We start from the raw sequence: 20236 nt of genomic DNA, 5'->3' as shown, positions 1-20236 counted from the left end.
CGCGGACCATAGTTTGCCGGCCCTTCGCGTCAAGTTTTCTTCGCAGGACAGGATTGAGCATGGACCCGTGCCTCACCGAAGCCGCTCTTCGCATCGCCGACGCGCTCGAGCGCCTCGCCCCGCCGCGCCCTGCCGCCCTCGATCTTGCGGCAGCGGATGCTTTCGTCTGGCAGCCGGAGCGCAAGCACCTGCACCCGGTCGCCACCGTCTCGCGCGTTGCGATCGGCCTTTTGCAAGGGATCGACCGCCAGAAAACCCTGCTTTTGGATAATACGCTCCGCTTCGCCGCCGGTTTTCCCGCCAATAACGCGATGCTGTGGGGGGCGCGCGGGATGGGCAAATCCTCGCTGGTGAAAGCCGCCCACGCCGAGGCCAATGCGCGCGCCGCCGGAAGCCTGGTTTTGATCGAAATCCATCGCGAGGATATCGCGACATTGCCCGATCTCCTGCGTGGCCTTCGCGGCCAGAGCCGGCGGATTCTGATTTTCTGCGACGATCTCTCCTTCGAGCGCGAGGATGCGGATTACAAGGCGCTGAAATCGGTGCTCGATGGCGGGATCGAAGGCAGACCCCAGAACGTGCTGTTCTACGCGACCTCGAACCGCCGCCACCTGATGCCACGCGACATGATCGAGAACGAGCGCTCGACCGCGATCAACCCCTCGGAAGCGACGGAGGAGAAGGTTTCGCTCTCTGATCGCTTCGGGCTTTGGATTGGCTTTCACAATTGTGATCAGGATACATTCTTCGCGATGATCGAAGGCTATGCGACGGCGCTTGCGCTCCCGATCACGCCGGAAGCGCTGCGGGCCGAGGCGGTGGAATGGTCGGTGACGCGCGGTGGGCGGAGCGGGCGCGTCGCCTGGCAGTTCATCCAAGATCTCGCCGGCCGGCTCGGCGTGCGCGCCGGTTAGAGGCTGACCTGGAATCACTCCGCAACAAATTTTTGATTTTTATCAATGATTTGGCTTTTGATCGAACGGTATTCGCGTTTCCACCGATCGCTGGGTGCAAGCAACATACCCGGCTGCGTGAGGCGGTCGATCCCATCTTCGCCATCGCCAGCGTCAAACTGATGTCCCGCCGCCTCGCCACCGCCGGAAACGCCATGAACGCAGATAACCAAGATTAATCAAAGCGCTGTAATTCCGCAGGCGATCCGAGTCAGATTCTTACTTATGCCGCGCTCCCGGATCGATGCCGGCGGCCAGTGCTAGGCGCACGAGTTCGGAGAGGCTGCGCGCGCCGAATTTTTCCATCACATGGGCGCGGTGGATTTCCACCGTGCGCGGGCTGATACCGAGATCATAGGCGATAGTCTTGTTGGGCAGGCCAGCAACCAGCCCGTCCAGAACTTCGCGCTCACGCGGGCTGAGGGTCGCAAGCCGCGCCAGCGCCTCGCGTCCCGGCGCGTCCGTCCCAACATCGACCAACGCCTGACCGACCGCTTCCAAAATCGCGCCATCGGAGAAGGGCTTTTCGACGAAATCCCGTGCCCCGGCCTTCATCGCCCTGACCGCCAGCGGCACATCGGCATGTCCGGTCATGACGATCGTCGGGATCCGCAGGCCAGCGGCGCGCAGCCGCTCGAGCGTGGTCACGCCGTCGATCTCCGGCATCCGCACATCGAGGAGGAGACAGCCCGCGCCCGGCCCCGGCGGCGCGGCAAGCAAAGCGGCGCCGGAGGCGAAAGCTTGGCAGCGATAGCCCGCCGCTTCGAGAAGGAAACAAAGCGATTCGCGCACCGCCTCGTCATCGTCGACGACGATCACCTCCGGGTCAGTCATCGAGAGTCTCCATCGGGGGAGCAAAGGCGAGGGTAAAGCGAAAAATCGTTCCCCTCTCGGGCGCCGAAGAAACATCGATCCGCCCGCCATGGCTCTCGACGATCTCACGGCAGATCGAAAGCCCGAGCCCCATGCCGTCACGCTTGGTGGAGACGAAGGGGCTGAACATCTGGTCGCGGATCTCGGGCGCAATGCCGGGGCCGGTATCGGCGACAGTGATTTCGGCGAACCCCCCGGATGCCGCGGTCTGGACGGTGATCTCGCGGCGGGCGCAGGGTTGCAGCACCTCGACGGCGTTGCGGACGAGATTGAGTATCACCTGCTGCACCTGCACCCGGTCGGCGAGCACCGGCGGCAGATCGGGGGTGAGGGCGAAGGTGACGCGGATGCCGAATTCCCGCGCCCCGACCAGCGCCAGCGTCGCCGCCTCCTCGACCAGGGTGTTGAGATCCTCCGGCTTCTTCTCGTTCTCGCCGCGGGCGACGAAACCGCGCAGGCGCTGGATGATGCTGCCGGCCCGCGTCGCCTGCTCACCGGCACGAGCCAGCGCATCCGCGACCCGCGGCAGCAACTCCGCCCGCCCGGCGGCGAGCAATTGCCGCCCGGCCTCGACGTAATTGGCGATCGCGGTCAGCGGCTGATTGATCTCATGCGCCAGCGTCGAGGCCATCCGCCCCAGCGTCGATAGCCGCGAGGTGTGCAGGAGCTTGCCCTGCAGATCCTGGAGCCGCCGTTCGGCCTCCTGCTGCTCGGAGAGGTCGCGGATGAAGCCGGCGAACAGGCGCTGCCCGCCGGCCTCGACCTCCCCAACCTGCAGCTCGATCGGAAAACTCGTGCCATCGGCGCGCTCGCCGACGACGATGCGGCCGATACCGATGATCCGCTTTTCGCCGGTTTCAAGATAGCGGGCGAGATAGGAATCATGCTCGCGGCGATAGGGCTCGGGCATCAGCATGTTGATATTGCGCCCGAGTATCGCGGCGGCGGGGTGGCCGAACATGCGCTCGGCGGCGGCGCTAAACGAAATGATGCTGCCGTGGGCGTCAATGACGATGACCGCCTCCGGCGCCGTCGCGATGATGGCGCGAAGCAATTCCTCGCGCGCAAGCAGCATCTCCCGCGTCGCGTGGCGAGCGGAGATGTCATGCGCGATTATCACCCGTGTCGGCCCGTCGTCGCGTATGACATCGCGGAGGACGATCTCGGCCGGAAAGCGATAGCCGTCATCCCGCCGCATCATGATCTCACGCCGCCCACCGGGATGGCGGTCGGTGGGCGTCAGCGCCGCTTGATCGTCAGGGTCGCAGAGGAAATCGCCGATCTGCCTGCCGATCAGCGCGGTGTCAGCGAGCCCGAGCAGGGGGCCGGCGGCTTGGTTGACGAAGCGGATCACCCCGCCCGCGCCGATAACGAAAATCCCGTCTGCCGCCGCCTCGAATACTGCCTGGTAGATCCGCTCCATCGCTGCCCCGCGTCAGATCGCGTCCGGATCGTGCGCGAGGCTGACATCGCGGTGCACCTCGACCGAGAGCAACAGGCCAAAGCCAAACATTGCGGTCAGCAACGCCGAGCCGCCATGCGAAATCAGCGGCAGCGGCACGCCGCCCACCGGAATCGCCCCCATCACCATCGCGAGATTGACGAACACGTAAAGCGAATAATTGACGGTGATGCCGATCGCAAGCAGGCGGGCGAAAGGTTCGCGGGCGCGCAGCGCGATCACCAGGCCGCCGGCGATGATCAGCGTGATCAGGCCGAGCAGGGCAAGCGCGCCGACGAGGCCGAATTCCTCGGCGAGCACGGTGAAGATAAAATCGGTTTGCTTCTCGGGCAGGAAATCGAGATGACCTTGCGTGCCATGCAGGAATCCCTTGCCCCAGAGCCCGCCCGAGCCGAGCGCGATCTTCGACTGGATGATGTTATAGCCGGTGCCGAGCGGGTCACTCTCGGGATGGAGGAAGGTCTCGATCCTGGCACGCTGGTAATCATGCAAATGATGATAAGCGAGTGGTGCCGCGGCACCGATCGCGAGTGCGACCAGGGCGAATTTCCACCATCTGACGCCGGCGGCAAAAAACACCGCGCCGGCGACCAGGGCGGTGATGACAGCGGTGCCGAGATTGGGCTGTTTCAGGATGAGTGCCACCGGAATGGCGGTCGCCAGCGCCGGCGGGATCAGGAAGAACGGGTTGCCGATCCGTTCGAACGAGGCGCGATGAAACCAGGAGGCGAGCGCGAGGACGAGGAAGATTTTCATCAACTCGCTCGGCTGGAGCTGAAACGCGCCGATCTCGATCCAGCGCTGCGCCCCTTTGCCGACATGGCCGAAGCGGGCGACGGCAAGCAAGAGCGCGATCCCGAGCCCGTAAAGCGGCCAGGCGAGGCGCCGGATCAGGCGGAGATCGGTGAGCGCGGTCGCGATCAGGATCGCAAGCCCGAGCGCAAAGCGCAGCGCGTGGCGATTGGCGAAAGGAAGCGGCCCGCCGCCCGCGGAATAGAGCGCGACATAGCCGACCCCAGCGAGAGCGGCGAGCAGCCCGACATAGAGCCAGCTCACCGCGCGCAGCTTGGCCGCGAGCCCGAACCCCTCGGCGCGATAGAGGCGGCGCTCCATCATCGCGTTGCTGCCGGCGTCGTGCCCGGCGCCGGATCGAGGCGGGCGGCGATGCGGGGGGCGGCGGGCTGGGGCGGACGATTGGCGGGATCGCGGAGCAGGACATTGGTCATGATCGCGCGCGCCAGCGGCGCCGCTCGCTGCGCCCCGGCATTGCCATGCTCGACGACGACGGCGAGCGCATAGCGCGGCGCGTCATAAGGCGCGAAAGCGACGAAGAGGGCGTGCGGGCGAAACTCCCAGGGAAGGCTTTCGGAGTTGAAATGCCCATGCTCGCGCGCCTCGCGCGAGACGTGGCGGACCTGGGTCGAGCCGGTTTTGCCGGCAAGCTGCACGCCGGAAAGATCGAGGCGGGCGAGGGGGGCGGTGCCGCCTTGTTCATTGACCACCGCCCACATGCCTTCGCGGACGGCGCGCAGGAACGGCGCCGGGACATCGAGCGTCGGCCAGAAAGCGGGATCGGCGCCGGCGGCGGCGGCGCCGTTGATGCTGCGCGTCAGATGCGGCTCGACGGCGCGGCCGGTCGCGATCCGCGCCACCATGGTCGCGAGCTGCACCGGCGCGATTTCGAGAAAGCCCTGGCCAATGCCATGGACAACGGTGTCACCGGGATTCCAGTGATGGCCATGGCTCTCTCGCCAGGCGCGGGTCGGGACGAGGCCGGCGCGGGCCTCGGGGAGTTCGATTTGCGGGCGCACGCCGAGGCCGAAGCGGTTCGCCATGGCGGCGATGGCGTCGATCCCGGTGCGCCGCGCAACCTCGTAGAAAAACACGTCACAACTGTTCTTGAGCCCGCCGCGGAGATCGAGCGCGCCATGGCCATAGCGGCTCCAGCAATGAAAGCGCGTGTCGCCGAGATCGAGATAGCCGGGACAGACGATGCGCTCATTCGAGGTGATCGCGCGCGCCGCCAACCCTGCCATCGCCACCACCATCTTGAAGGTCGAGCCCGGCGCGTAGAGCCCGGCGACCGCTTTGTTGATCAGCGGCGTCTGGCGGTTCTTGGTCCATTCGTTCCATTGTGCCTGTGAGACACCGGAATTGAACAGGCTGGGGTCGAAGCTCGGCGTCGTCGCCATCGCCAGCACTTCGCCGTTGCGGGCATCGAGCACCACGGCGCTCGCGCTCTCGTCCCCGAGTGTCGCCACGACATCCTGCTGCAGGCCGGAATCGATGGTGAGGGTGATTTCGGCGCCGGGAACCCCCTCCTCGCGCGCGAGTTCGCGGATCACCCGGCCGACCGCGTTGACCTCGACCTGCACCAGCCCGGCATGGCCGCGGAGTGCCAGATCATGATATTTCTCCACCGCCGCGCGTCCGACCCGCATCCCTGGCAGCGCCAGCAGCGGCTCGTCCTCGGCCTCGTCCTCGCTCGGTGGCGCGACATAGCCGACGACATGCGCGAGCGTCGCCCCAAACGGGTAAAGCCGCGTGGTGCCGACATCGATCATGACGCCGGGCAGGTCGGGGGCATTGACCTCGATCAGCGCCATTTCATCCCATTCCAGGAAATCGCGCAGGATGATGGGGATGAAGCGGCGGGAATGGGCGAGTTCGCGGTCGATGCGGGCGCGCTCATGCTCCGAAAGCGGGATCAGGCCGGAAAATCGCGCGAGCGTCGCTTGCGGGTCATCGGCCTGCTCGGCGATCAGCACCGCGCGCCAGTTCATCCGGTTGCCGGCGAGTGGCGTGCCGTCGCGGTCGAGCAGCCGCCCGCGCGGCGGCGCGAGCAAGCGGGCGCTGACCCGGTTGCTCTCGGCGAGCAGGGCATAGCGTTTCCCGTCCACCACCTGCACCTGATAGAGTTTGGCGGCGAGCCCGCCGAGGGCCAGCGCCTCGATCCCGCCGAGGATCAGGGCGCGGCGCGTAAAAACGTTGGTGCGGTTGGTGTCGCGGCGCATCGTTCACACCGCCGCGCTGGCGGCAAGACCGCGATGAACACGGGTCAGCAGCACCGCGAGCAGGGGATAAAACCCGATCGCGAACCCGGCCTCGACCAAAGCCGGCGCCAGCGGCAGCGCGGTGAGATCGAGGAGCGCCGTGAGCGCGTAGGAAAGCGCTGTCGCGCCTGCCGCAAAGGCCGCGAACACGAGCCAGACGAGGAGAAAACTCTGCCGCGCGAGCCCGCGCCGCCAGCGTCGGGTGATGGCGGCGAGCAGCAGCAGCACCAGCACATCGAGCCCGAGCGGCCCGCTGCCGAGGAGATCAGCGAACAGGCCGAGGGCGAAAACCAGCGGAAGCGTCATCGCCGCCGGGCGGAACAGGCTCCAGAAATAGACCGAGGCGAACAGGAAAGCGGGCGCCAGTGCCGCCTGCTCGGGCAGGCCGAGCGGGACCGCGAGCACGAGGAGGCCGAGCGCCGTGCCCGCCCCTGGAAACGCCGCCCGCGCGACCGCGTCGAGCTGGCGCCAAGGATCGGGGCGGGGCGCCGGCCGGGGCGAGAGGAAACGCATGGCCATCGCCGGCGCTCAGGGCTCGTAGGGCACTGGCGGCGCTTTCGCCGCTCGGTGCTCACCGGCCTCGGGCGGCAGGACGCCGGCGAGGCGATAATCAAATACCCGCACGACATCGAGGCGCGAAAGCCGTGCCGCCGGCACCACCATCGGCGCATTCCCGACATAATGCACGGTGCCGACCGGGAGCCCGGCCGGGAAGGCATTGGCCTCGGCGCTGGTCACCACCCGTTCGCCCTCCGCCGGCGGGGTGTCCTCGGGCCAGAACAGCAGCCGCGGCAACGCGCCGTTGGTGCCGGCGAGGATGGCGCGGGCGCGGCTTTGCTCGAGCGTCACCGGGACGCGGCTATTGATGTCGGTGATCAGCATCACCCGCGCGCTGCGCGACCCGGTTTCGGTGATGCGCCCAACCAGGCCGCGATCATCGAGCGCGACTTGCCCCTTGGTGATGCCATGCCGCGGGCCGACCGCGAGCAGGACCGAGCGGGCGTAGACGCCACCGGCATCGGCTACCACCCGCGCCGTGACATAGGCCGCCGCCGGGTCCGGGATCCAGTGGAGATTGGCGCGCAAGGTCGCGTTCTCGGCCTCGAGCGCCAGCGCGACCGCCTGCCATTGCCGCAGCCGCTCGTTTTCTTCGCGCAGCATGGCGTTCTCGCTGACCAGCGAGACGAGATGGCCGGCTTCGACGATGGCGGCGCGGACACGGGTGACGGGATTGGCGATGAGATCGTAAAGCGGCGCCAGCGTGTCACCGAGGCTCGCGCGTACCCGTTCGGCGAGCAGGGCATCGGCCTTGCCGAGCAAGAGCAGTGCAAAGGCGCCGGCGATCAGCAGCGGCAGGGTGAGCCGAGCCAGCGCCTGGCGCGCGGGAATGGACAGCCGGATCATCGGGCGTCGTCCCTCCTTGGCGCGGCGATCGCCCGCGCCCGCCGGTGTCTTCTCCCGGTGCGGGCGCCGGCGATCGGCCGGAGATCAGGGTGGTTTGTCGCGATCACTCAATACATGGTGGACAGAACATGGCGTAGTCTTTTCATCTCTTCGAGCGCGCGGCCAGTACCGAGAGCGACGCATTGCAGCGGCTCCTCGGCGACCACCACGGGGAGGCCGGTGGCATCGCGCAGCACCTGATCCAGACGATAAAGCAAAGCGCCCCCGCCCGTCAGCACGATTCCCTTATCGACGATATCGGCGGCGAGTTCCGGCGGCGTGTTCTCCAGCGCGACCTTCACCGCTTCCACAATGGCGCTCACCGGCTCGCTGAGGCTTTCGGCGATCTGGCGCTGGCTGACCAGCACCTCGCGCGGCACGCCGTTCATCAGATCGCGCCCCTTGACTTCGCGATAGGCGCCCTCATCGCCGTCATAGAGCGAACTCGCGGCGCCGATCTCGAGCTTGATCCGCTCGGCCGAGCCCTCGCCGATCAGGAGATTATGGTTGCGGCGGATATAGTTGATGATCGCCTCGTCCATCTTGTCGCCGCCGACGCGCACGCTCCGGGCATAAACGATGCCGCCCAAGGAAATCACCGCGACCTCGGTGGTGCCGCCGCCGATATCGACGATCATGCTGCCGGATGGCTCGGTGACGGGCAGGCCGGCGCCGATGGCGGCAGCCATCGGCTCCTCGATCAGCAAAACCTTGCGCGCGCCGGCGCTTTCCGCGCTCTCCTGGATCGCGCGGCGCTCGACCGCCGTCGAGCCGGAGGGGACGCAGATGATGATCAGCGGGCTCGCGAAGCCGCGCCGGTTATGCACCTTGCGGATGAAATGCTTGATCATCTCCTCCGCGACCTCGAAATCGGCGATCACGCCGTCGCGCAAGGGCCGGATCGCCGAGATGTTGCCGGGCGTGCGGCCGAGCATATGCTTGGCTTCCTCGCCGACCGCGAGCACCTGTTTCTTGCCGCGAACATCAGCGATGGCGACGACGCTCGGCTCGTCGAGCACGATGCCGCGGCCTTTGACATAGACCAGCGTGTTGGCGGTGCCGAGATCGATCGCCATGTCGGCCGACATGAAACCAAGCAGCCGGGAAAACATCGTGTCCAAACTCCTGTCAGCCGCATCGCGGGCTGCGGAGGGTTAGCCGGCCCCGCGCGCGCAAACAAGCCCGGCGATCACAAACCAGCGCGCATGGCTTGCCCGCGCCGGCCGCGTCAGGCAAAACAATCGTGGTCGCTGAGAGAGATATCAAAAAGGGAATAACAGGACATGAACACGCGCCCGCCCGCCCGGCGCCGCACGCGGACACCGCTTGTCCTCGTAGCCTTGCTTCTCCTCGCCGCCTGCGGCGACGATGGCGGCTGGGCTGATTACAGCAGCGACGACGACGGCGGTATGTTTGGCAGCGACGGCTATGAGCAGGGCGGCCCCGGCTATTACGGCATGGGCATGCCCTATGGCGGCGCCTATGAGGGCGGCGGCGTCGGTTGGGGCGGGTTCAATTACGACGAGTAGAGTGGGTGTTATGTCAGATTCCAAAGTTCGATGTTATTTTTACGACATACATCCGCAAAATCACCCGGATTGACCGTCACGAAGTAGCTCACTTTGACGTCTTTATCATCAAGAATAAGGCGGAGCACGCAGTCAACGAGACTTAAATGCCGAGGCTTGTTCTTCAGAGAGGACTCGAAAGAAAGTTCGAGCGCTTTATGCCGATAGCTTTCGTCTGGGTGAAAAACAACAGTGGGGAGTATTTTCTTGAATGACTTCAAGGCTGTTTCGTTTTTGACGAATTTAGTGCCGAGTGTCTCATAGAGAACCGGCCAAGGAAGAATAATTCGGTGTTTGTTTATGCGAGCGAAGACGCAATCCGCGGACTCCGGCTTTAACTTTCCATCGCGGGGGTCAAAGATCGCATACCAGATTCCGGTATCGACAAGGACCGATCGCATCGGCCGGTCACGCTACGTCTTCTATTTCAGCGGTCCCCGGAGCATAGCCGGCCCAGGGGGCCTGTTTGCGGTGACCGAAGATGAATTTGCCCTTGAACTTCCCGGACTGATCGTCTTCGTAGATGACATAAATACGGGTTCTGCCATCGATCTTGAATGCAGTTTTTAAATCTGCTTTTAGAGAGTTTGGCAATGATCCTTTGTACTCATACGAGATAAATGCAAGCGAGTCGCCGCATTCCTTGGCGTTGTGGCGATCCAGCCAAGCATAAAGCCCGTCATAATCTCCGCGAACGCCGAGATCATACGAAATCCATACGACATTTTTGACCAAGGAGGGCACTCCCATGCTGATCTGGCTGGCCTCGCCGAACATGCCGCGAGCCGCCTCGATTATGCCTGCATCATGCGTCACTCACAACATTATCCCCCCCCGCGCGATCGAACGCGGAAAATCGGAGCGCGCCTTTCATCCGAAACCAGACGTTACCCGGAGCCCAAGCTCGCGCGCGGGAAGCGGAAATCGATCGCGCAAAACTCGCAGGTCATGACGATATCGCCGCCGACCGCCATGTCGTCGAGATCGTGCGGCGGAAACCCCTCGAGAATGGCAGCAAGGCGCGCGCGCGAGCAACGGCAGCCGAAGGCGAGGGCGCGCGGTTGGCCGAGGACGATCCCGGTCTCATGGAACAGGCGTTGGAGCAGGATTTCGGGGGCGAGACGATCGTCGAGCAGCTCGGCCTCGGTCAGGGTCGCGGCGAGCAGGGTTGCGGTGCGCCAGCCCTCTTCGGCGGCTTCGCTCTCGGCGCCCGGTCTGTCGGCGAGGCGTTCTAGGATCAGGCCGCCGGCGCGCCAGCCAGAAGCGGTCGCGGCGCAGGCGAGCTGAAGGCTCGCGGCGAGCTGGGCGCTGGTCACGTAATAATGCTCCGCCATCGCCGCCAAGGTCTCGCCATGGGTCGCGACGATGCCTTGGTGGCGTTCGCGATCGGCGCCCTGGTCGATGGTGAAAGCGATATGCCCGGCGCCGAGCAGGGCGCCGGCGGAGAGCGCGGTGTCGGCGGGCAGGGGCACGCCCTCGGCGAGGGCGGCATAGAAGCGGAGGGCACCGGTTTCGGTGCAATCGGCGGCGAGGGTGCGGAGCGGCCCGTCGCCGCGCGCGTGGAGGCTGAAGGAGCCGTGAAATTTCAGCCCGCTGGCGAGACAGGCGACCAGCGCCAGCGCCTCGCCGGCGAGTGCCGAAACCGGCGCCGGGTGGGCATGGCGGGCGAGAAGCGCCTCAGCGAGCGGGCCAAGCCGCACCAGCCGCCCGCGCACCGGCGCGTCGACGAGGTGAAACGGGACGACCCCACGCGGCACGACGAGGTCGGGCACGTCGGGGCGCTCGCTATCAAGGAAGGCCGGGATTTCGTTCATGCCGGCAAGATAGGCGCTCCCGCCCACGAGCGCGAGGGCGGGATGGGCTTTTACGCCGCCGCCTCGCGCGCTGGCAGGGAACGCTCGCGGAGCGCCTCGGCGCCGAGGCGGGCGCAGAAATCGCCGAACCCCTCGCCCGCCTCGCGCTCTGCGGCGAAGGCGGCGAACAGCGGCGCCAGCGCCGTCGCGAGGTCGGCCTCGGCGATCTTGTCATGGAGTTTGAAGGAAAGCCTCGTTCCGGCGAAATCGCCGCCGACATAAAGCGCGTAATATCCGGGCATCCGCCCGACGATGCCGATATCCCCGCCATAAGGCCGGGCGCAGCCATTTGGGCAGCCGGTGACGCGCAGGCTGATCCGCTCGTCACGCAAGCCGAAATGCGCGAGCTCGGCCTCGATCGCGGCGACGATCGGCGCATGCACCCGCTCGGCTTCGGCGAGGGCGAGGCCGCAAGTGGGCAGCGCCGGGCAGGCGAGCGACCAGCGCGCGAGCGGGGTCAGTGCCTCGGCGAGCAAGACACCATGCTCGCGGAGCAGCGTCTCGACCGGGCCGCGATCGGCGGGCGCGAGGTTCGAGAGCAAAATATCCTGCTGGCCGGTCAGCACCGGGTCGGCGCCGAAGCGGGTGACGACGGCGCGGAGTGCGGTGCGCACTCGCTTCGTGCCGCGATCCTCGATCCGGCCCGCCGGCACCGGCACGCCGAGCCAGAATTTGCCATCGCCTTGCGCGTGCCAGCCCAGGATTTCCGGGATCTGAAACGGCGGCAGCGGCCGCGGCGGGGCGAGCGGGGCGCCAAAATACTCTTCCAGCGCGCGCTTGGCCCAGTCCAGCCCGCGCGCATCGAGCAGGTATTTTAGTCTCGCGCGGCGGCGATCGCTGCGATCGCCGAAATCGCGCTGCAAGGCGATCACCGCCTCGACGCCACGGCGAAGATCGTCGGGGCCGACGAAGCAAAGCGGAGTCGCAAGGCGCGGATAGGTGTCCTTCCTGTTATGCGTCATGCCGAGCCCGCCGCCGAGCGCGAAATTATAGCCGAGCAAGCGCTCACCCTCGAACAGCGCGATGATGCCGAGATCATTGGTGAGGACGTCGATGCTGTTATCCTCGGGGGTCGCGATGCCGATCTTGAATTTGCGCGGCAGATAAGTCGGGCCGTAGAGCGGTTCGGCCTCGGTGCCGAGCGCGGCCTGCGCCGCTTCGTCGAGAAACAGCTCGTGATAGGCGCGGCTCGCCGGCAGCAGCGCCGCCGACAGCATCGCAGCGTCGGCGCGGATGCGCGCATGCACCGCGTCGCGCCGCGGCGCCGGCGTCGCCGTGACATTGCGCACAACATCGCCGCAAGCCGCTTGGGTGGTGAGTAGCGTTTGGTTGATGGCGGCGATGCTGGCCTTGAGATCCTGTTTGATGACGCCGTGGAACTGTACCCCCTCGCGCGTGGTGATGCGGAGTGTGCCGTTGCCGTAGCGATCAGCGAGTGCGTCGAGCGCGAGATATTGCGCGGCTGTCAAAACGCCGCCCGGCATGCGCACCCGGACCATGAAGGAGAAATCCTTGGCCTCGCCGCGCTGCTTGCGTTCGGTCGCCGTGTCGCGGTCGTGCTGTTCGTAGGTGCCGTGGAATTTCAGGAGGTTATAGGCATCGTCGCTGACCTCGCGGCCGGGGTTCGCGAGTTCGGCGGCAAGTTCGCCGCGCAGGAAGCGGCTTGCGGCCTTGAGACGTTCGACACCGCTCGGCGGGCGGGGAGGGGACATGGGCGACTCCATCGGCTGATCGGCCGGCGCTGATGGCCAGAATGGAGCCGTTGATAACTATAAATCACGATTTATGGAAGGAGAAATTTTATTACACGAAAGATCGTGCCGGATGGGCCTTCCCCCACCCACGCACGACCTCTCGGCCGCCGTCAGTCCTTCGGCAGTTCGACGATGCGGAGATAAGGCTTCAGCGCCTTCCAGCCTTGCGGGAAACGCTGCTTCGCCTCCTCGTCGGAGAGGCTCGGGACGATGATCGCCGGCTCGCCCTTGGTCCAGTTGACCGGGGTTGCGACCTTGTAGCGGTCGGTGAGTTGGAGACTGTCGATGACGCGGAGAATTTCCTGAAAATTCCGCCCGGTGGAGGGTGGGTATGTCATCATCAGGCGGATTTTCTTGGCCGGATCGATGATGAACACCGAGCGCACCGTCAGCAGCGGGTCAGCCGCTGGGTGCACCATGCCATAGAGGTCGGAGACCTTGCGATCGGCGTCGGCGATCATCGGGAAATTGAGCGCCTGGCCCTGAGTTTCCTCGATATCCTTCTCCCAGCCCTTGTGCGAGCTCGCCGGATCGACGGAAAGCCCGATGACCTTGACATGACGCTTGTCCCATTCCGGCTTGAGGCGCGCCGCCTCGCCGAGTTCTGTGGTGCAGACCGGGGTGTAGTCCTTGGGATGGCTGAACAGGATGCCCCACGAATCGCCGAGCCATTCATGAAAACGAATGCGGCCGTGGGTGCTGTCCTGCTCGAAATCGGGGGCGATCTGGCCGAGTTGCAAGCTCATGGTGAGGTCCTTTGCTTTGTCGCTGATAATAAAAATTCTCTTGCGGATCAGAGGCACGTTCGCCGCTAGATCGCGAAGCTGATCGCCTCTGAAACCGGGCGGCGCAGGCCGGATTCGGTGGCACGGCGGAGCAGATCATGGAGCGTGAGCGAGGCGAAGCGCGCGCCGACGATGGCCTCCATCTCCGACCAGAGCGGGATGACGACGGCGCCGGCGAGGTCGCCGCCGAACTCATCGGGCGGATCCGGCTCCTCATGCGCGGCGGCAAGGATGTCGCCGAGGCGGATATCGCGCGGCGAGCGGCCGAGCCGGTAGCCGCCGCGCGGGCCACGCAGGCTTTCCAGCACGCCGGCGCGCGCGAGCGCCTGCAGCAGCGGCTCCATGCCGCGCCGGGCAAGGCAAAGCCGCTCGGCGATGTCGGCGGCGCTGACCGCCGCACCGCGTCCACCGTGAAAGGCGATATCGAGCGCGATCAGCACCGCCAGCATCCCGCGATCATGGCGCAACAGCATCCCGCGTTCCTCGTCCTGCAATTCCACCATTGTCCAGCGTATATTTCCTCGATATAGTGATGGCCATGGAAAAAGCAAACCCCACCCCGTTCACCCTGCCGCGCCCGCCGGCGCGCGGGCGGATTTATGACAGCATTCTCGAAACCATCGGCGCGACGCCGCTGGTGCGCCTGCCGCGCCTCGCGGCGGCGGAGGGCATCAAAGCTGATCTCGCTCTGAAGCTGGAGTTCTTCAACCCGCTCGGCTCAGTGAAGGACCGCATCGGCCTCGCGATGATCGAGCAGGCGGAAGCGGATGGGCTGATCACACCGGGGCGGAGTGTCCTGGTCGAGCCGAGTTCGGGCAATACCGGCATCGGGCTTGCCTTCGTCGCGGTCGCGAAGGGCTATCGCTTGATCGTCACCATGCCGGAAGGCGCCTCGATCGAGCGGCGCAAGATGCTGCGGCTGATGGGGGTCGAGCTTGAATTGACGCCGGCGGCGAAGGGGATGCGCGGCGCCATCGCCCGCGCCGAGGAAATCCTGGCGGCGACGCCGAACGCCTGGATGCCACGGCAGTTCGACAACCCTGCCAACCCCGCGATCCATGTCGCGAGCACCGCGGAAGAAATCTGGACCGATACCGAAGGCCGCGTCGATATCATCATCGGCGGCGCCGGCACCGGCGGCACCATGACTGGAATCGCCCGCGCACTGAAGCCGCATAAGGCCGGGCTTCGCTGTTTCGTCGTCGAGCCGGCGGAAAGCGCTGTGCTCTCGGGTGACGAGCCGGGGCCGCATGGGATTCAGGGCATCGGCCCTGGGTTCAAGCCGAGCATTCTCGACATGACGCTGATGGACGGCGTTCTGCGTGTCACCGAGCGCGAGGCGATCGCCATGGCCCGCCGCGCCGCCGCAACCGATGGCATCCCACTCGGCATCTCCTCGGGGGCAGCGCTGCAGGCTGCGCTCGCGACCGCGCGCGAGGAGGCAAATGCCGGCAAGCTGATCGTCGCCATCGCCCCGTCTTTCGCCGAACGCTATTTCTCGACCCCGCTTTTCGCCGGGCTCGGCTGACACGGGCAGACGCCGCCATGAATGACGCCAAAACCGCGCTTGGGCAGAAAATCCTCCGCATCAAGCGGGAAAAAGGGTTGCGCTGGGCGGAGATCGCGGCGCGGCTCGGCCATGCGCCGGTTTTCGTCTGCGCCGCCTGCCTTGGCCAAATGTCGATGACCGCCGAAACCGCCGAAAAAGCCGCAGCACTCTTTGATTTGAGCGCGGAGGAGGCGGCGCTTTTGACCGAAATCCCCTATCGCGGCTCACTCCCGACTGCGGTGCCGACCGACCCGCTGATCTATCGTTTCTACGAGCTGATCCAGGTCTATGGCACCACCTGGAAGGAATTGATCGGCGAGGAATTCGGCGACGGCATCATGAGCGCGATCGATTTCGACATGACGCTGGAGCGTCAGCCGGATCAGAAGGGCGATCGCGTCAAACTTACCCTAAGCGGGAAATTTTTGCCCTATAAACGGTATTAGGATGGCGTCTTGGTTCGGATTTTGAGGTTTGGGTGGGGGGAGCGGAAGTCCGGTTTCCGGCGACAAGGCGGAGAAGCGGACATCCGCCTGACAACGGCATGAGGCGGGTTACTGCGCCGCGTTGGCGCCCTTGTCGAAGGCGTCGGGGTGGACGCCATATGTCTTTTCGAATCCAGCCCTATGTCTTTTCGAATCCAGCCCTGACGAACGCAATCAGATCGCCGTTCTATTCGTGTACCGGATGCGTAAAATCACAGGAAGAACCGCGATCAAAGGCGATCGTTGACATCCAGGAAGCGCGCCAGACGGATGGCGGTATGGCCGGTCGCCGGACGGAGATTGGGCATTACCAGCAGGCAATCATCATGTGGGGTGCGGATTTCGCGTGCGCCGTCATGCGCGATCAGCGTGCCTTTCCTTGCCAGCACGGTATTGCCGGCGAAGGGCTCGACGAAGGTAAAGCCGGGCGCCTCGACGGTCACCGTCGCGCTGACCTCGGCGAGGCGCAGCACCCCCCGGCGCACCGCCGGCAGCGCCGGATGCTCGGGCACAAGGCCGGTGTGGCGGAGGCAGCCGGCGATGGCCGCGAGCATCATCTCGACGGTTGCCGCCCGCCAATGCTGCCCCGCCTCGACCAGGCAGGCCGCGCCGGCGCCGCTATCGAAGCGGGCATAGTCGATCAGCCGCCGGCCGCTGGCATGGCCGGGGTCGATGACCACGAGATCTGGCGCGCCGAGCGCGAGGGCAAGCGCGCGTCCCGCCGGCGCCGGCCCGCACAGCGTCAACGGCCCCGAGAGCCACAGCATGGAATGGAGATCGAGTAGCACATCGACCGTCTCGATCAGCGGGCGGATGGCGCGGGCGCGGGCCAGCTCGCAGGAGCGGCGCGGGCCGTCGAGCACGGAGCGGTCCCAGAGCCGGTTCATATCCTCATCGACGAAGCGCGACGCGGTCGGCTGACGCGGGTCGAAACGCGCGAAAGCCGCGAGATTGACGAAGCCGAAGGTCAGCCGGCCGCGGCGGGGCCGCACCCCGGCGCGGAGCAGCCGATCGAGAACGATCGCGCCAGCGATTTCGTTGCCGTGGACCAGCGCCGTCAGCGCGACATGCGGGCCGGGACTCGCGGCGTCGAAGGTCACGAAGCCCGGGATGTCGCGCCCCTTGCCGATCCAGTCCGAAAGATCGGGGGCGGTGAGCTCGACCGGAAAATGCGGCACCGGGCTGAAGCCAGGCGAGAGCGACGCCATGACCATGGTTCAGGCGCGCGTGGTAACAGCCGGGAGGGGTAGAACGGACATAGAGACTACTCTAGCCGGACCGCAGCACCCGGCAACCCTTGCGCGCAAGAATTGCGAGGGTTTTCGCTAATTCCGCGGGACGTTAGCGGCCATAGAGCGTCTCTGGCGTGACCAGGGGGGCGGCGATTTCTTGAAAAACCCCGTCGCGGACGGCGCGAAAGAAGCAAGAGCGGCGGCCAGTATGGCAGGCAACCCCGGTCTGCGCGACGAGCAGCAGGAGAGCGTCGCCGTCGCAATCGAGGCGCAACTCGACGAGGCGCTGGACTTGCCCTGACGTTTCGCCTTTGCGCCAGAGCTGGTTGCGGCTGCGGCTGAAATAGCAGACTTGACCAGTCGCGAGCGTCTCGGCGATCGCCGCCCGGTTCATCCAGGCGAGCATTAGAACATCGCCGCTTGCCGCGTCCTGGGCGATGGCGGGGACCAGCCCGGCGGCATCGAAACGGAGCGCCGCCAACAAAGCGGTAAGCCCCGGCGGATCGGCCGAGGCGGCGGGAGCGGGCGGTGGCGATGACGTGGTCGGGGTCATGGTCATTTTCCTCGATGGCGGTGAAGGCCGGGGGCAGTTAAGATGGGGTGGTGATGCCGGAACGAGAGAGCGCCCCTATCACGCGGCCTTCGGTCGCCGCCAAACTCGCACAGGCGCAGGCGATCGTCGAGGCACGGCGGGCGCGCTTGACCCCGCTCCGGCGCGAGGTGCTTAGCCTCATTCTCGCGGCTGAGAGCCCGATCGGCGCCTATGATTTGCTCGCCCGCCTTCGCGACCGCCATGGCAACGCCGCCCCGCCGACGGTCTATCGCGCCCTCGATTTCCTACTCGAGAACGGCCTCATCCATCGCATCAGCCGGCTCGCCGCCTTCATCGCCTGTATCGGGCACGCCCCCGGGCACGCCGCACAATTCCTGATCTGCCGGGACTGTGGCGAGGTCGCCGAGATCGACGCGCCAGACGTGATCACCGCGCTCAAATCCGCTGCCGCTCAGCGCGGTTTCACCATCGCCGGGGTGACGATCGAGGCTGAGGGCGTCTGCGCTGCCTGTCAGGCGAGAACATTATCGTCGAAGGCGGAATCGTCGGAGACGTAAATCACACTCTACAACAATACCTTAATAGAGCGTCTCTGGATCGATATGATCCGGGCACGCTCTATGCCCGCCGCAAGCGGCTGAAGGCTTGGGTGAGATCGGCGATAAGATCGGCCGGATCTTCGAGGCCGATATGAAACCGCGCCGCCGGCCCTGCGAGCGGCGCCGACGCTGTGCGGCGGATGGTTCCGGTGGTCGGCAGCGCGAGACTCTCATAGCCGCCCCAGGAAGCGCCAATGCCAAACAGGGTGAGGGCATCGATCATCGCGACCATCGATTCGGCGCTGATATCGGGCTGAAAGACGACGCCGAACAGGCTGCAGGCGCCGGTATAATCGCGCTGCCAAATCGCATGCCCGGGCGCGCCGGGCAGGGCGGGATGAAGCACGGTCTGCACCTCCGGTCGCTCACTGAACCAGCGCGCGACACGAATCCCCGATTCCATCTGATGATAGAGCCGGACCGAGAGCGTGCGCACGCCACGAAGCGCGAGCCAGCAATCATCGGGGCTGGCATACTGACCGAAGGCGAGCGCCGTTCCGCGCACCCGCTCCCAATCCTCCTCGGCGCGGGTAGTGATGGCGCCGAGCAGGACATCGGAATGGCCGCCGACATATTTCGTCAGCGCCTGGATCGAGACATCGACGCCATGGGCGAAGGGCTGAAAGAAATGGATGCCCCAGGTATTGTCCATCAGCACCTTGACGCCGCGGGCATGCGCGGCCTCGGCCAAGCCCGGCACGTCCTGCATCTCGAAGGTATGGCTGCCGGGGCTTTCGAGGAACAAGACCCGCGTCGTCGGGCGAAACATCAGCGCGAGCGCGGCGGGATCGAGCGTTGGCGGATAGTAGGTGGTGGTGATGCGGAGTCCGGCTAGCACCGTGTCACAGAAATGCCGCGTCGGGCCATAGACACTGTCCGGCATCAGGCAGTGATCGCCGGCCTTGAGATAGGCCATCAGCGGCAGGGTGCAGGCGGCAAGGCCCGAGGAGACGATCTGGCAGCGCGTGCCGCCTTCGATCTCGGCGATCGCGTCCTCGAGCGCGAAATGGGTTGGCGTGCCGAGCAGGCCATAGACCAGCGCCTGCTCCAAGCGGTGGCCGCCGGCGGCGGCGCGGTCGGCGCAGGAGGCATGGAGCACCGTCGAGCCGCGCACCAGCGGTGGGTTGACGAAACCATGCGCGCGCGCGCCGGCGCGCCCAACCTGGGCGAGGCGCGTGTCAGCGCGGAGCGGTGTCTGCGGCGGGTCTTCGGTCATGGGGTCAGGATTCCTTCGGCGTGTCGGGATGGCTCGCCCATTCCGTCCACGAGCCATCATAGAGCGCGCCGCAGGGATGGCCGGCGAGGGTGAGGCCGAGGGTGAGCACCGCCGCCGACACCCCGGAGCCGCAAGAGGTCACCACCGCGCACGTCTCATCGACCCCGCAGGCAGCGAAGCGGGCGCGAAGTTCCTCGCGCGATTTGAAGGTGAAATCGGGGTTGAGGAGTTCGGTGTAGGGCAGGTTGCGGCTGCGCGGAATGCGCCCGGCGGGAAGGCCCGGACGTGGCTCCGGGCTGGTCGCCGCAAATCGCCCCGCCGCGCGCGCATCGAGCACCAGTTCGGCATCAGTCTCGAGATTTTCCAGCATATCGCCGAGGCCGCGGAGACGCCGGGGGCGAAAGCGCGGCGTAAATTGGCCGGGCGCGGCCGGGCGCGGCGGGCCGGAGGCGGTCGCGCGCCCCTCGCGCTGCCATTTCGGCAGCCCGCCATCGAGCACCATGGCCTGATCATGCCCGAACAACCCCATCAGCCACCAGCCGCGCGCCGCCGAAGAAAGCCCCTTTTGGTCATAGAACACGACGCGGCTAGCATTGCTCACGCCGAGCGCCGAAATCAGCGCCGCGAATCGGCTTGCGGTCGGCACCATATGAGGAAGATTACTTTCCGGGTCGGCGACTTCGTCGATATCGAAAAAACCGGCGCCGGGAATATGGGCGCGCGCGAATTCCTCGCGGCCGTTTTTGCTTTCATTAGGCAGATACATCGTCGCATCAAACACCACGAGGTCTTTCTCCCCGAGATGTTCGGCAAGCCAGGACGTGCTGACGAGTGGTTCCATAGTGTCCTCCAGAGCGC

General features: G+C 66.0%; 23 protein-coding genes. 5 read left to right on the top strand and 18 right to left on the bottom strand.

Annotated elements, in window-relative coordinates; translation table 11 throughout:
- The first annotated feature begins 59 nt into the window (after window positions 1-59).
- A complete protein-coding gene (locus DEF76_RS11115) occupies window positions 60-914 on the top strand; it encodes an ATP-binding protein (protein ID WP_114912385.1) in 855 nt (284 codons plus the stop codon).
- 14 nt (window positions 915-928) lie between these two features.
- Here the strand turns inward: DEF76_RS11115 and DEF76_RS19355 are convergent, their stop codons facing one another.
- From DEF76_RS19355 to DEF76_RS11075, 8 genes are all read right to left on the bottom strand, one after another.
- Window positions 929-1126, bottom strand: coding sequence for a hypothetical protein (locus tag DEF76_RS19355; RefSeq protein WP_162800605.1), 198 nt, complete (start codon window positions 1124-1126; stop codon window positions 929-931).
- A 46-nt stretch (window positions 1127-1172) separates the two neighbouring features.
- Entirely contained in the window at window positions 1173-1787 is a 615-nt protein-coding gene (fixJ, locus tag DEF76_RS11105) for a response regulator FixJ (RefSeq protein ID WP_114912383.1), read from the bottom strand.
- Window positions 1780-3249 carry a PAS domain S-box protein gene (locus DEF76_RS11100; protein ID WP_114912382.1) on the bottom strand — a complete coding sequence of 490 codons (1470 nt, stop codon included), beginning with the start codon at window positions 3247-3249 and terminating at the stop codon, window positions 1780-1782. Before DEF76_RS11100 ends, fixJ begins: the two co-directional genes overlap by 8 nt.
- Window positions 3250-3261: 12 nt before the next feature.
- A complete protein-coding gene (rodA, locus tag DEF76_RS11095) occupies window positions 3262-4404 on the bottom strand; it encodes a rod shape-determining protein RodA (RefSeq protein WP_114912381.1) in 1143 nt (380 codons plus the stop codon).
- Complete coding sequence (mrdA, locus tag DEF76_RS11090; protein WP_114912380.1) at window positions 4401-6302, bottom strand: penicillin-binding protein 2; 1902 nt, start codon at window positions 6300-6302, stop codon at window positions 4401-4403. The genes rodA and mrdA overlap by 4 nt, the downstream gene beginning before the upstream one ends.
- 3 nt (window positions 6303-6305) lie before the next feature.
- Entirely contained in the window at window positions 6306-6860 is a 555-nt protein-coding gene (mreD, locus tag DEF76_RS11085) for a rod shape-determining protein MreD (protein WP_240318982.1), read from the bottom strand.
- Window positions 6861-6869: 9 nt separating this feature from the next.
- Window positions 6870-7745, bottom strand: a complete 876-nt coding sequence (gene mreC / locus DEF76_RS11080) for a rod shape-determining protein MreC (RefSeq protein WP_114912378.1) — start codon at window positions 7743-7745, stop codon at window positions 6870-6872.
- A gap of 107 nt (window positions 7746-7852) precedes the next feature.
- Window positions 7853-8896: a rod shape-determining protein gene (locus DEF76_RS11075; RefSeq protein WP_114912377.1), complete on the bottom strand. Its 1044-nt coding sequence runs from the start codon at window positions 8894-8896 to the stop codon at window positions 7853-7855.
- A 171-nt stretch (window positions 8897-9067) separates the two neighbouring features.
- On the opposite strand from DEF76_RS11075, the gene DEF76_RS11070 reads away from it, so the two are divergent.
- Window positions 9068-9313, top strand: a complete 246-nt coding sequence (locus DEF76_RS11070; protein ID WP_114912376.1) for a hypothetical protein — start codon at window positions 9068-9070, stop codon at window positions 9311-9313.
- A gap of 8 nt (window positions 9314-9321) precedes the next feature.
- Here DEF76_RS11070 and DEF76_RS19350 read toward each other — a convergent pair whose 3' ends face one another.
- The 6 genes from DEF76_RS19350 to DEF76_RS11045 form a co-directional block, all read right to left on the bottom strand.
- A complete protein-coding gene (locus DEF76_RS19350; RefSeq protein WP_162800604.1) occupies window positions 9322-9753 on the bottom strand; it encodes a hypothetical protein in 432 nt (143 codons plus the stop codon).
- A gap of 7 nt (window positions 9754-9760) precedes the next feature.
- Window positions 9761-10168: a hypothetical protein gene (locus tag DEF76_RS11065; RefSeq protein ID WP_205215986.1), complete on the bottom strand. Its 408-nt coding sequence runs from the start codon at window positions 10166-10168 to the stop codon at window positions 9761-9763.
- Between the two features lie 71 nt (window positions 10169-10239).
- Window positions 10240-11166 (bottom strand): Hsp33 family molecular chaperone HslO, encoded by a 927-nt coding sequence (gene hslO, locus DEF76_RS11060; protein ID WP_114913830.1) that lies wholly within the window; start codon window positions 11164-11166, stop codon window positions 10240-10242.
- 50 nt (window positions 11167-11216) lie between these two features.
- Window positions 11217-12917, bottom strand: a complete 1701-nt coding sequence (locus tag DEF76_RS11055; protein WP_240318981.1) for an NADPH-dependent assimilatory sulfite reductase hemoprotein subunit — start codon at window positions 12915-12917, stop codon at window positions 11217-11219.
- Window positions 12918-13069: 152 nt separating this feature from the next.
- Window positions 13070-13705: a peroxiredoxin gene (locus DEF76_RS11050; protein ID WP_114912374.1), complete on the bottom strand. Its 636-nt coding sequence runs from the start codon at window positions 13703-13705 to the stop codon at window positions 13070-13072.
- Between the two features lie 65 nt (window positions 13706-13770).
- A complete protein-coding gene (locus DEF76_RS11045; RefSeq protein ID WP_114913829.1) occupies window positions 13771-14217 on the bottom strand; it encodes an RrF2 family transcriptional regulator in 447 nt (148 codons plus the stop codon).
- Window positions 14218-14282: 65 nt separating this feature from the next.
- Between DEF76_RS11045 and cysK the strand changes: the two genes are divergently transcribed.
- Together cysK and cynS are read left to right on the top strand one after the other, a co-directional pair.
- The gene (cysK, locus tag DEF76_RS11040) at window positions 14283-15272 is read left to right on the top strand and encodes a cysteine synthase A (protein WP_114913828.1); all 990 of its coding nucleotides are present in this window, start codon (window positions 14283-14285) and stop codon (window positions 15270-15272) included.
- Window positions 15273-15289: 17 nt separating this feature from the next.
- Window positions 15290-15739 (top strand): cyanase, encoded by a 450-nt coding sequence (gene cynS / locus DEF76_RS11035; RefSeq protein ID WP_114912373.1) that lies wholly within the window; start codon window positions 15290-15292, stop codon window positions 15737-15739.
- A 269-nt stretch (window positions 15740-16008) separates the two neighbouring features.
- Here the strand turns inward: cynS and DEF76_RS11030 are convergent, their stop codons facing one another.
- The gene (locus DEF76_RS11030; protein WP_114912372.1) at window positions 16009-16986 is read right to left on the bottom strand and encodes a M14 family metallopeptidase; all 978 of its coding nucleotides are present in this window, start codon (window positions 16984-16986) and stop codon (window positions 16009-16011) included.
- 133 nt (window positions 16987-17119) lie between these two features.
- On the bottom strand, window positions 17120-17563 hold the full coding sequence (gene hisI / locus DEF76_RS11025) for a phosphoribosyl-AMP cyclohydrolase (RefSeq protein WP_114913827.1): 444 nt from the start codon (window positions 17561-17563) through the stop codon (window positions 17120-17122).
- A 53-nt stretch (window positions 17564-17616) separates the two neighbouring features.
- Between hisI and DEF76_RS11020 the strand changes: the two genes are divergently transcribed.
- A complete protein-coding gene (locus DEF76_RS11020) occupies window positions 17617-18120 on the top strand; it encodes a Fur family transcriptional regulator (RefSeq protein ID WP_114912371.1) in 504 nt (167 codons plus the stop codon).
- A gap of 61 nt (window positions 18121-18181) precedes the next feature.
- On the opposite strand, the gene metC is transcribed toward DEF76_RS11020, so the two are convergent.
- Together metC and DEF76_RS11010 are read right to left on the bottom strand one after the other, a co-directional pair.
- Window positions 18182-19378, bottom strand: a complete 1197-nt coding sequence (gene metC / locus DEF76_RS11015; RefSeq protein ID WP_114912370.1) for a cystathionine beta-lyase — start codon at window positions 19376-19378, stop codon at window positions 18182-18184.
- A 4-nt stretch (window positions 19379-19382) separates the two neighbouring features.
- Window positions 19383-20219: a sulfurtransferase gene (locus DEF76_RS11010; protein WP_114913826.1), complete on the bottom strand. Its 837-nt coding sequence runs from the start codon at window positions 20217-20219 to the stop codon at window positions 19383-19385.
- Between the last annotated feature and the right edge of the window lie 17 nt (window positions 20220-20236).

Source organism: Acidibrevibacterium fodinaquatile, from assembly GCF_003352165.1.
Lineage (GTDB): Bacteria > Pseudomonadota > Alphaproteobacteria > Acetobacterales > Acetobacteraceae > Acidibrevibacterium > Acidibrevibacterium fodinaquatile.
This window is presented reverse-complemented; position numbering and strand designations above follow the sequence as displayed.

What these genes read in the sequence shown, in the direction of transcription:
- cysK (WP_114913828.1), top strand. Translation starts at nt 14,283, where the DNA reads ATGGAAAAAGCAAACCCCACCCCGTTCACCCTGCCGCGCCCGCCGGCG.
- hslO (WP_114913830.1), bottom strand. Translation starts at nt 11,166, where the DNA reads ATGAACGAAATCCCGGCCTTCCTTGATAGCGAGCGCCCCGACGTGCCC.
- metC (WP_114912370.1), bottom strand. Translation starts at nt 19,378, where the DNA reads ATGACCGAAGACCCGCCGCAGACACCGCTCCGCGCTGACACGCGCCTC.
- mreC (WP_114912378.1), bottom strand. Translation starts at nt 7,745, where the DNA reads ATGATCCGGCTGTCCATTCCCGCGCGCCAGGCGCTGGCTCGGCTCACC.
- DEF76_RS11070 (WP_114912376.1), top strand. Translation starts at nt 9,068, where the DNA reads ATGAACACGCGCCCGCCCGCCCGGCGCCGCACGCGGACACCGCTTGTC.
- rodA (WP_114912381.1), bottom strand. Translation starts at nt 4,404, where the DNA reads ATGATGGAGCGCCGCCTCTATCGCGCCGAGGGGTTCGGGCTCGCGGCC.
- DEF76_RS11050 (WP_114912374.1), bottom strand. Translation starts at nt 13,705, where the DNA reads ATGAGCTTGCAACTCGGCCAGATCGCCCCCGATTTCGAGCAGGACAGC.
- DEF76_RS11075 (WP_114912377.1), bottom strand. Translation starts at nt 8,896, where the DNA reads ATGTTTTCCCGGCTGCTTGGTTTCATGTCGGCCGACATGGCGATCGAT.
- DEF76_RS11045 (WP_114913829.1), bottom strand. Translation starts at nt 14,217, where the DNA reads ATGCTGTTGCGCCATGATCGCGGGATGCTGGCGGTGCTGATCGCGCTC.
- DEF76_RS19350 (WP_162800604.1), bottom strand. Translation starts at nt 9,753, where the DNA reads ATGCGATCGGTCCTTGTCGATACCGGAATCTGGTATGCGATCTTTGAC.
- DEF76_RS11010 (WP_114913826.1), bottom strand. Translation starts at nt 20,219, where the DNA reads ATGGAACCACTCGTCAGCACGTCCTGGCTTGCCGAACATCTCGGGGAG.
- DEF76_RS11100 (WP_114912382.1), bottom strand. Translation starts at nt 3,249, where the DNA reads ATGGAGCGGATCTACCAGGCAGTATTCGAGGCGGCGGCAGACGGGATT.
- mreD (WP_240318982.1), bottom strand. Translation starts at nt 6,860, where the DNA reads ATGGCCATGCGTTTCCTCTCGCCCCGGCCGGCGCCCCGCCCCGATCCT.
- DEF76_RS11030 (WP_114912372.1), bottom strand. Translation starts at nt 16,986, where the DNA reads ATGGCGTCGCTCTCGCCTGGCTTCAGCCCGGTGCCGCATTTTCCGGTC.
- cynS (WP_114912373.1), top strand. Translation starts at nt 15,290, where the DNA reads ATGAATGACGCCAAAACCGCGCTTGGGCAGAAAATCCTCCGCATCAAG.
- hisI (WP_114913827.1), bottom strand. Translation starts at nt 17,563, where the DNA reads ATGACCCCGACCACGTCATCGCCACCGCCCGCTCCCGCCGCCTCGGCC.
- mrdA (WP_114912380.1), bottom strand. Translation starts at nt 6,302, where the DNA reads ATGCGCCGCGACACCAACCGCACCAACGTTTTTACGCGCCGCGCCCTG.
- DEF76_RS11055 (WP_240318981.1), bottom strand. Translation starts at nt 12,917, where the DNA reads ATGTCCCCTCCCCGCCCGCCGAGCGGTGTCGAACGTCTCAAGGCCGCA.
- DEF76_RS11020 (WP_114912371.1), top strand. Translation starts at nt 17,617, where the DNA reads ATGCCGGAACGAGAGAGCGCCCCTATCACGCGGCCTTCGGTCGCCGCC.
- fixJ (WP_114912383.1), bottom strand. Translation starts at nt 1,787, where the DNA reads ATGACTGACCCGGAGGTGATCGTCGTCGACGATGACGAGGCGGTGCGC.
- DEF76_RS11115 (WP_114912385.1), top strand. Translation starts at nt 60, where the DNA reads ATGGACCCGTGCCTCACCGAAGCCGCTCTTCGCATCGCCGACGCGCTC.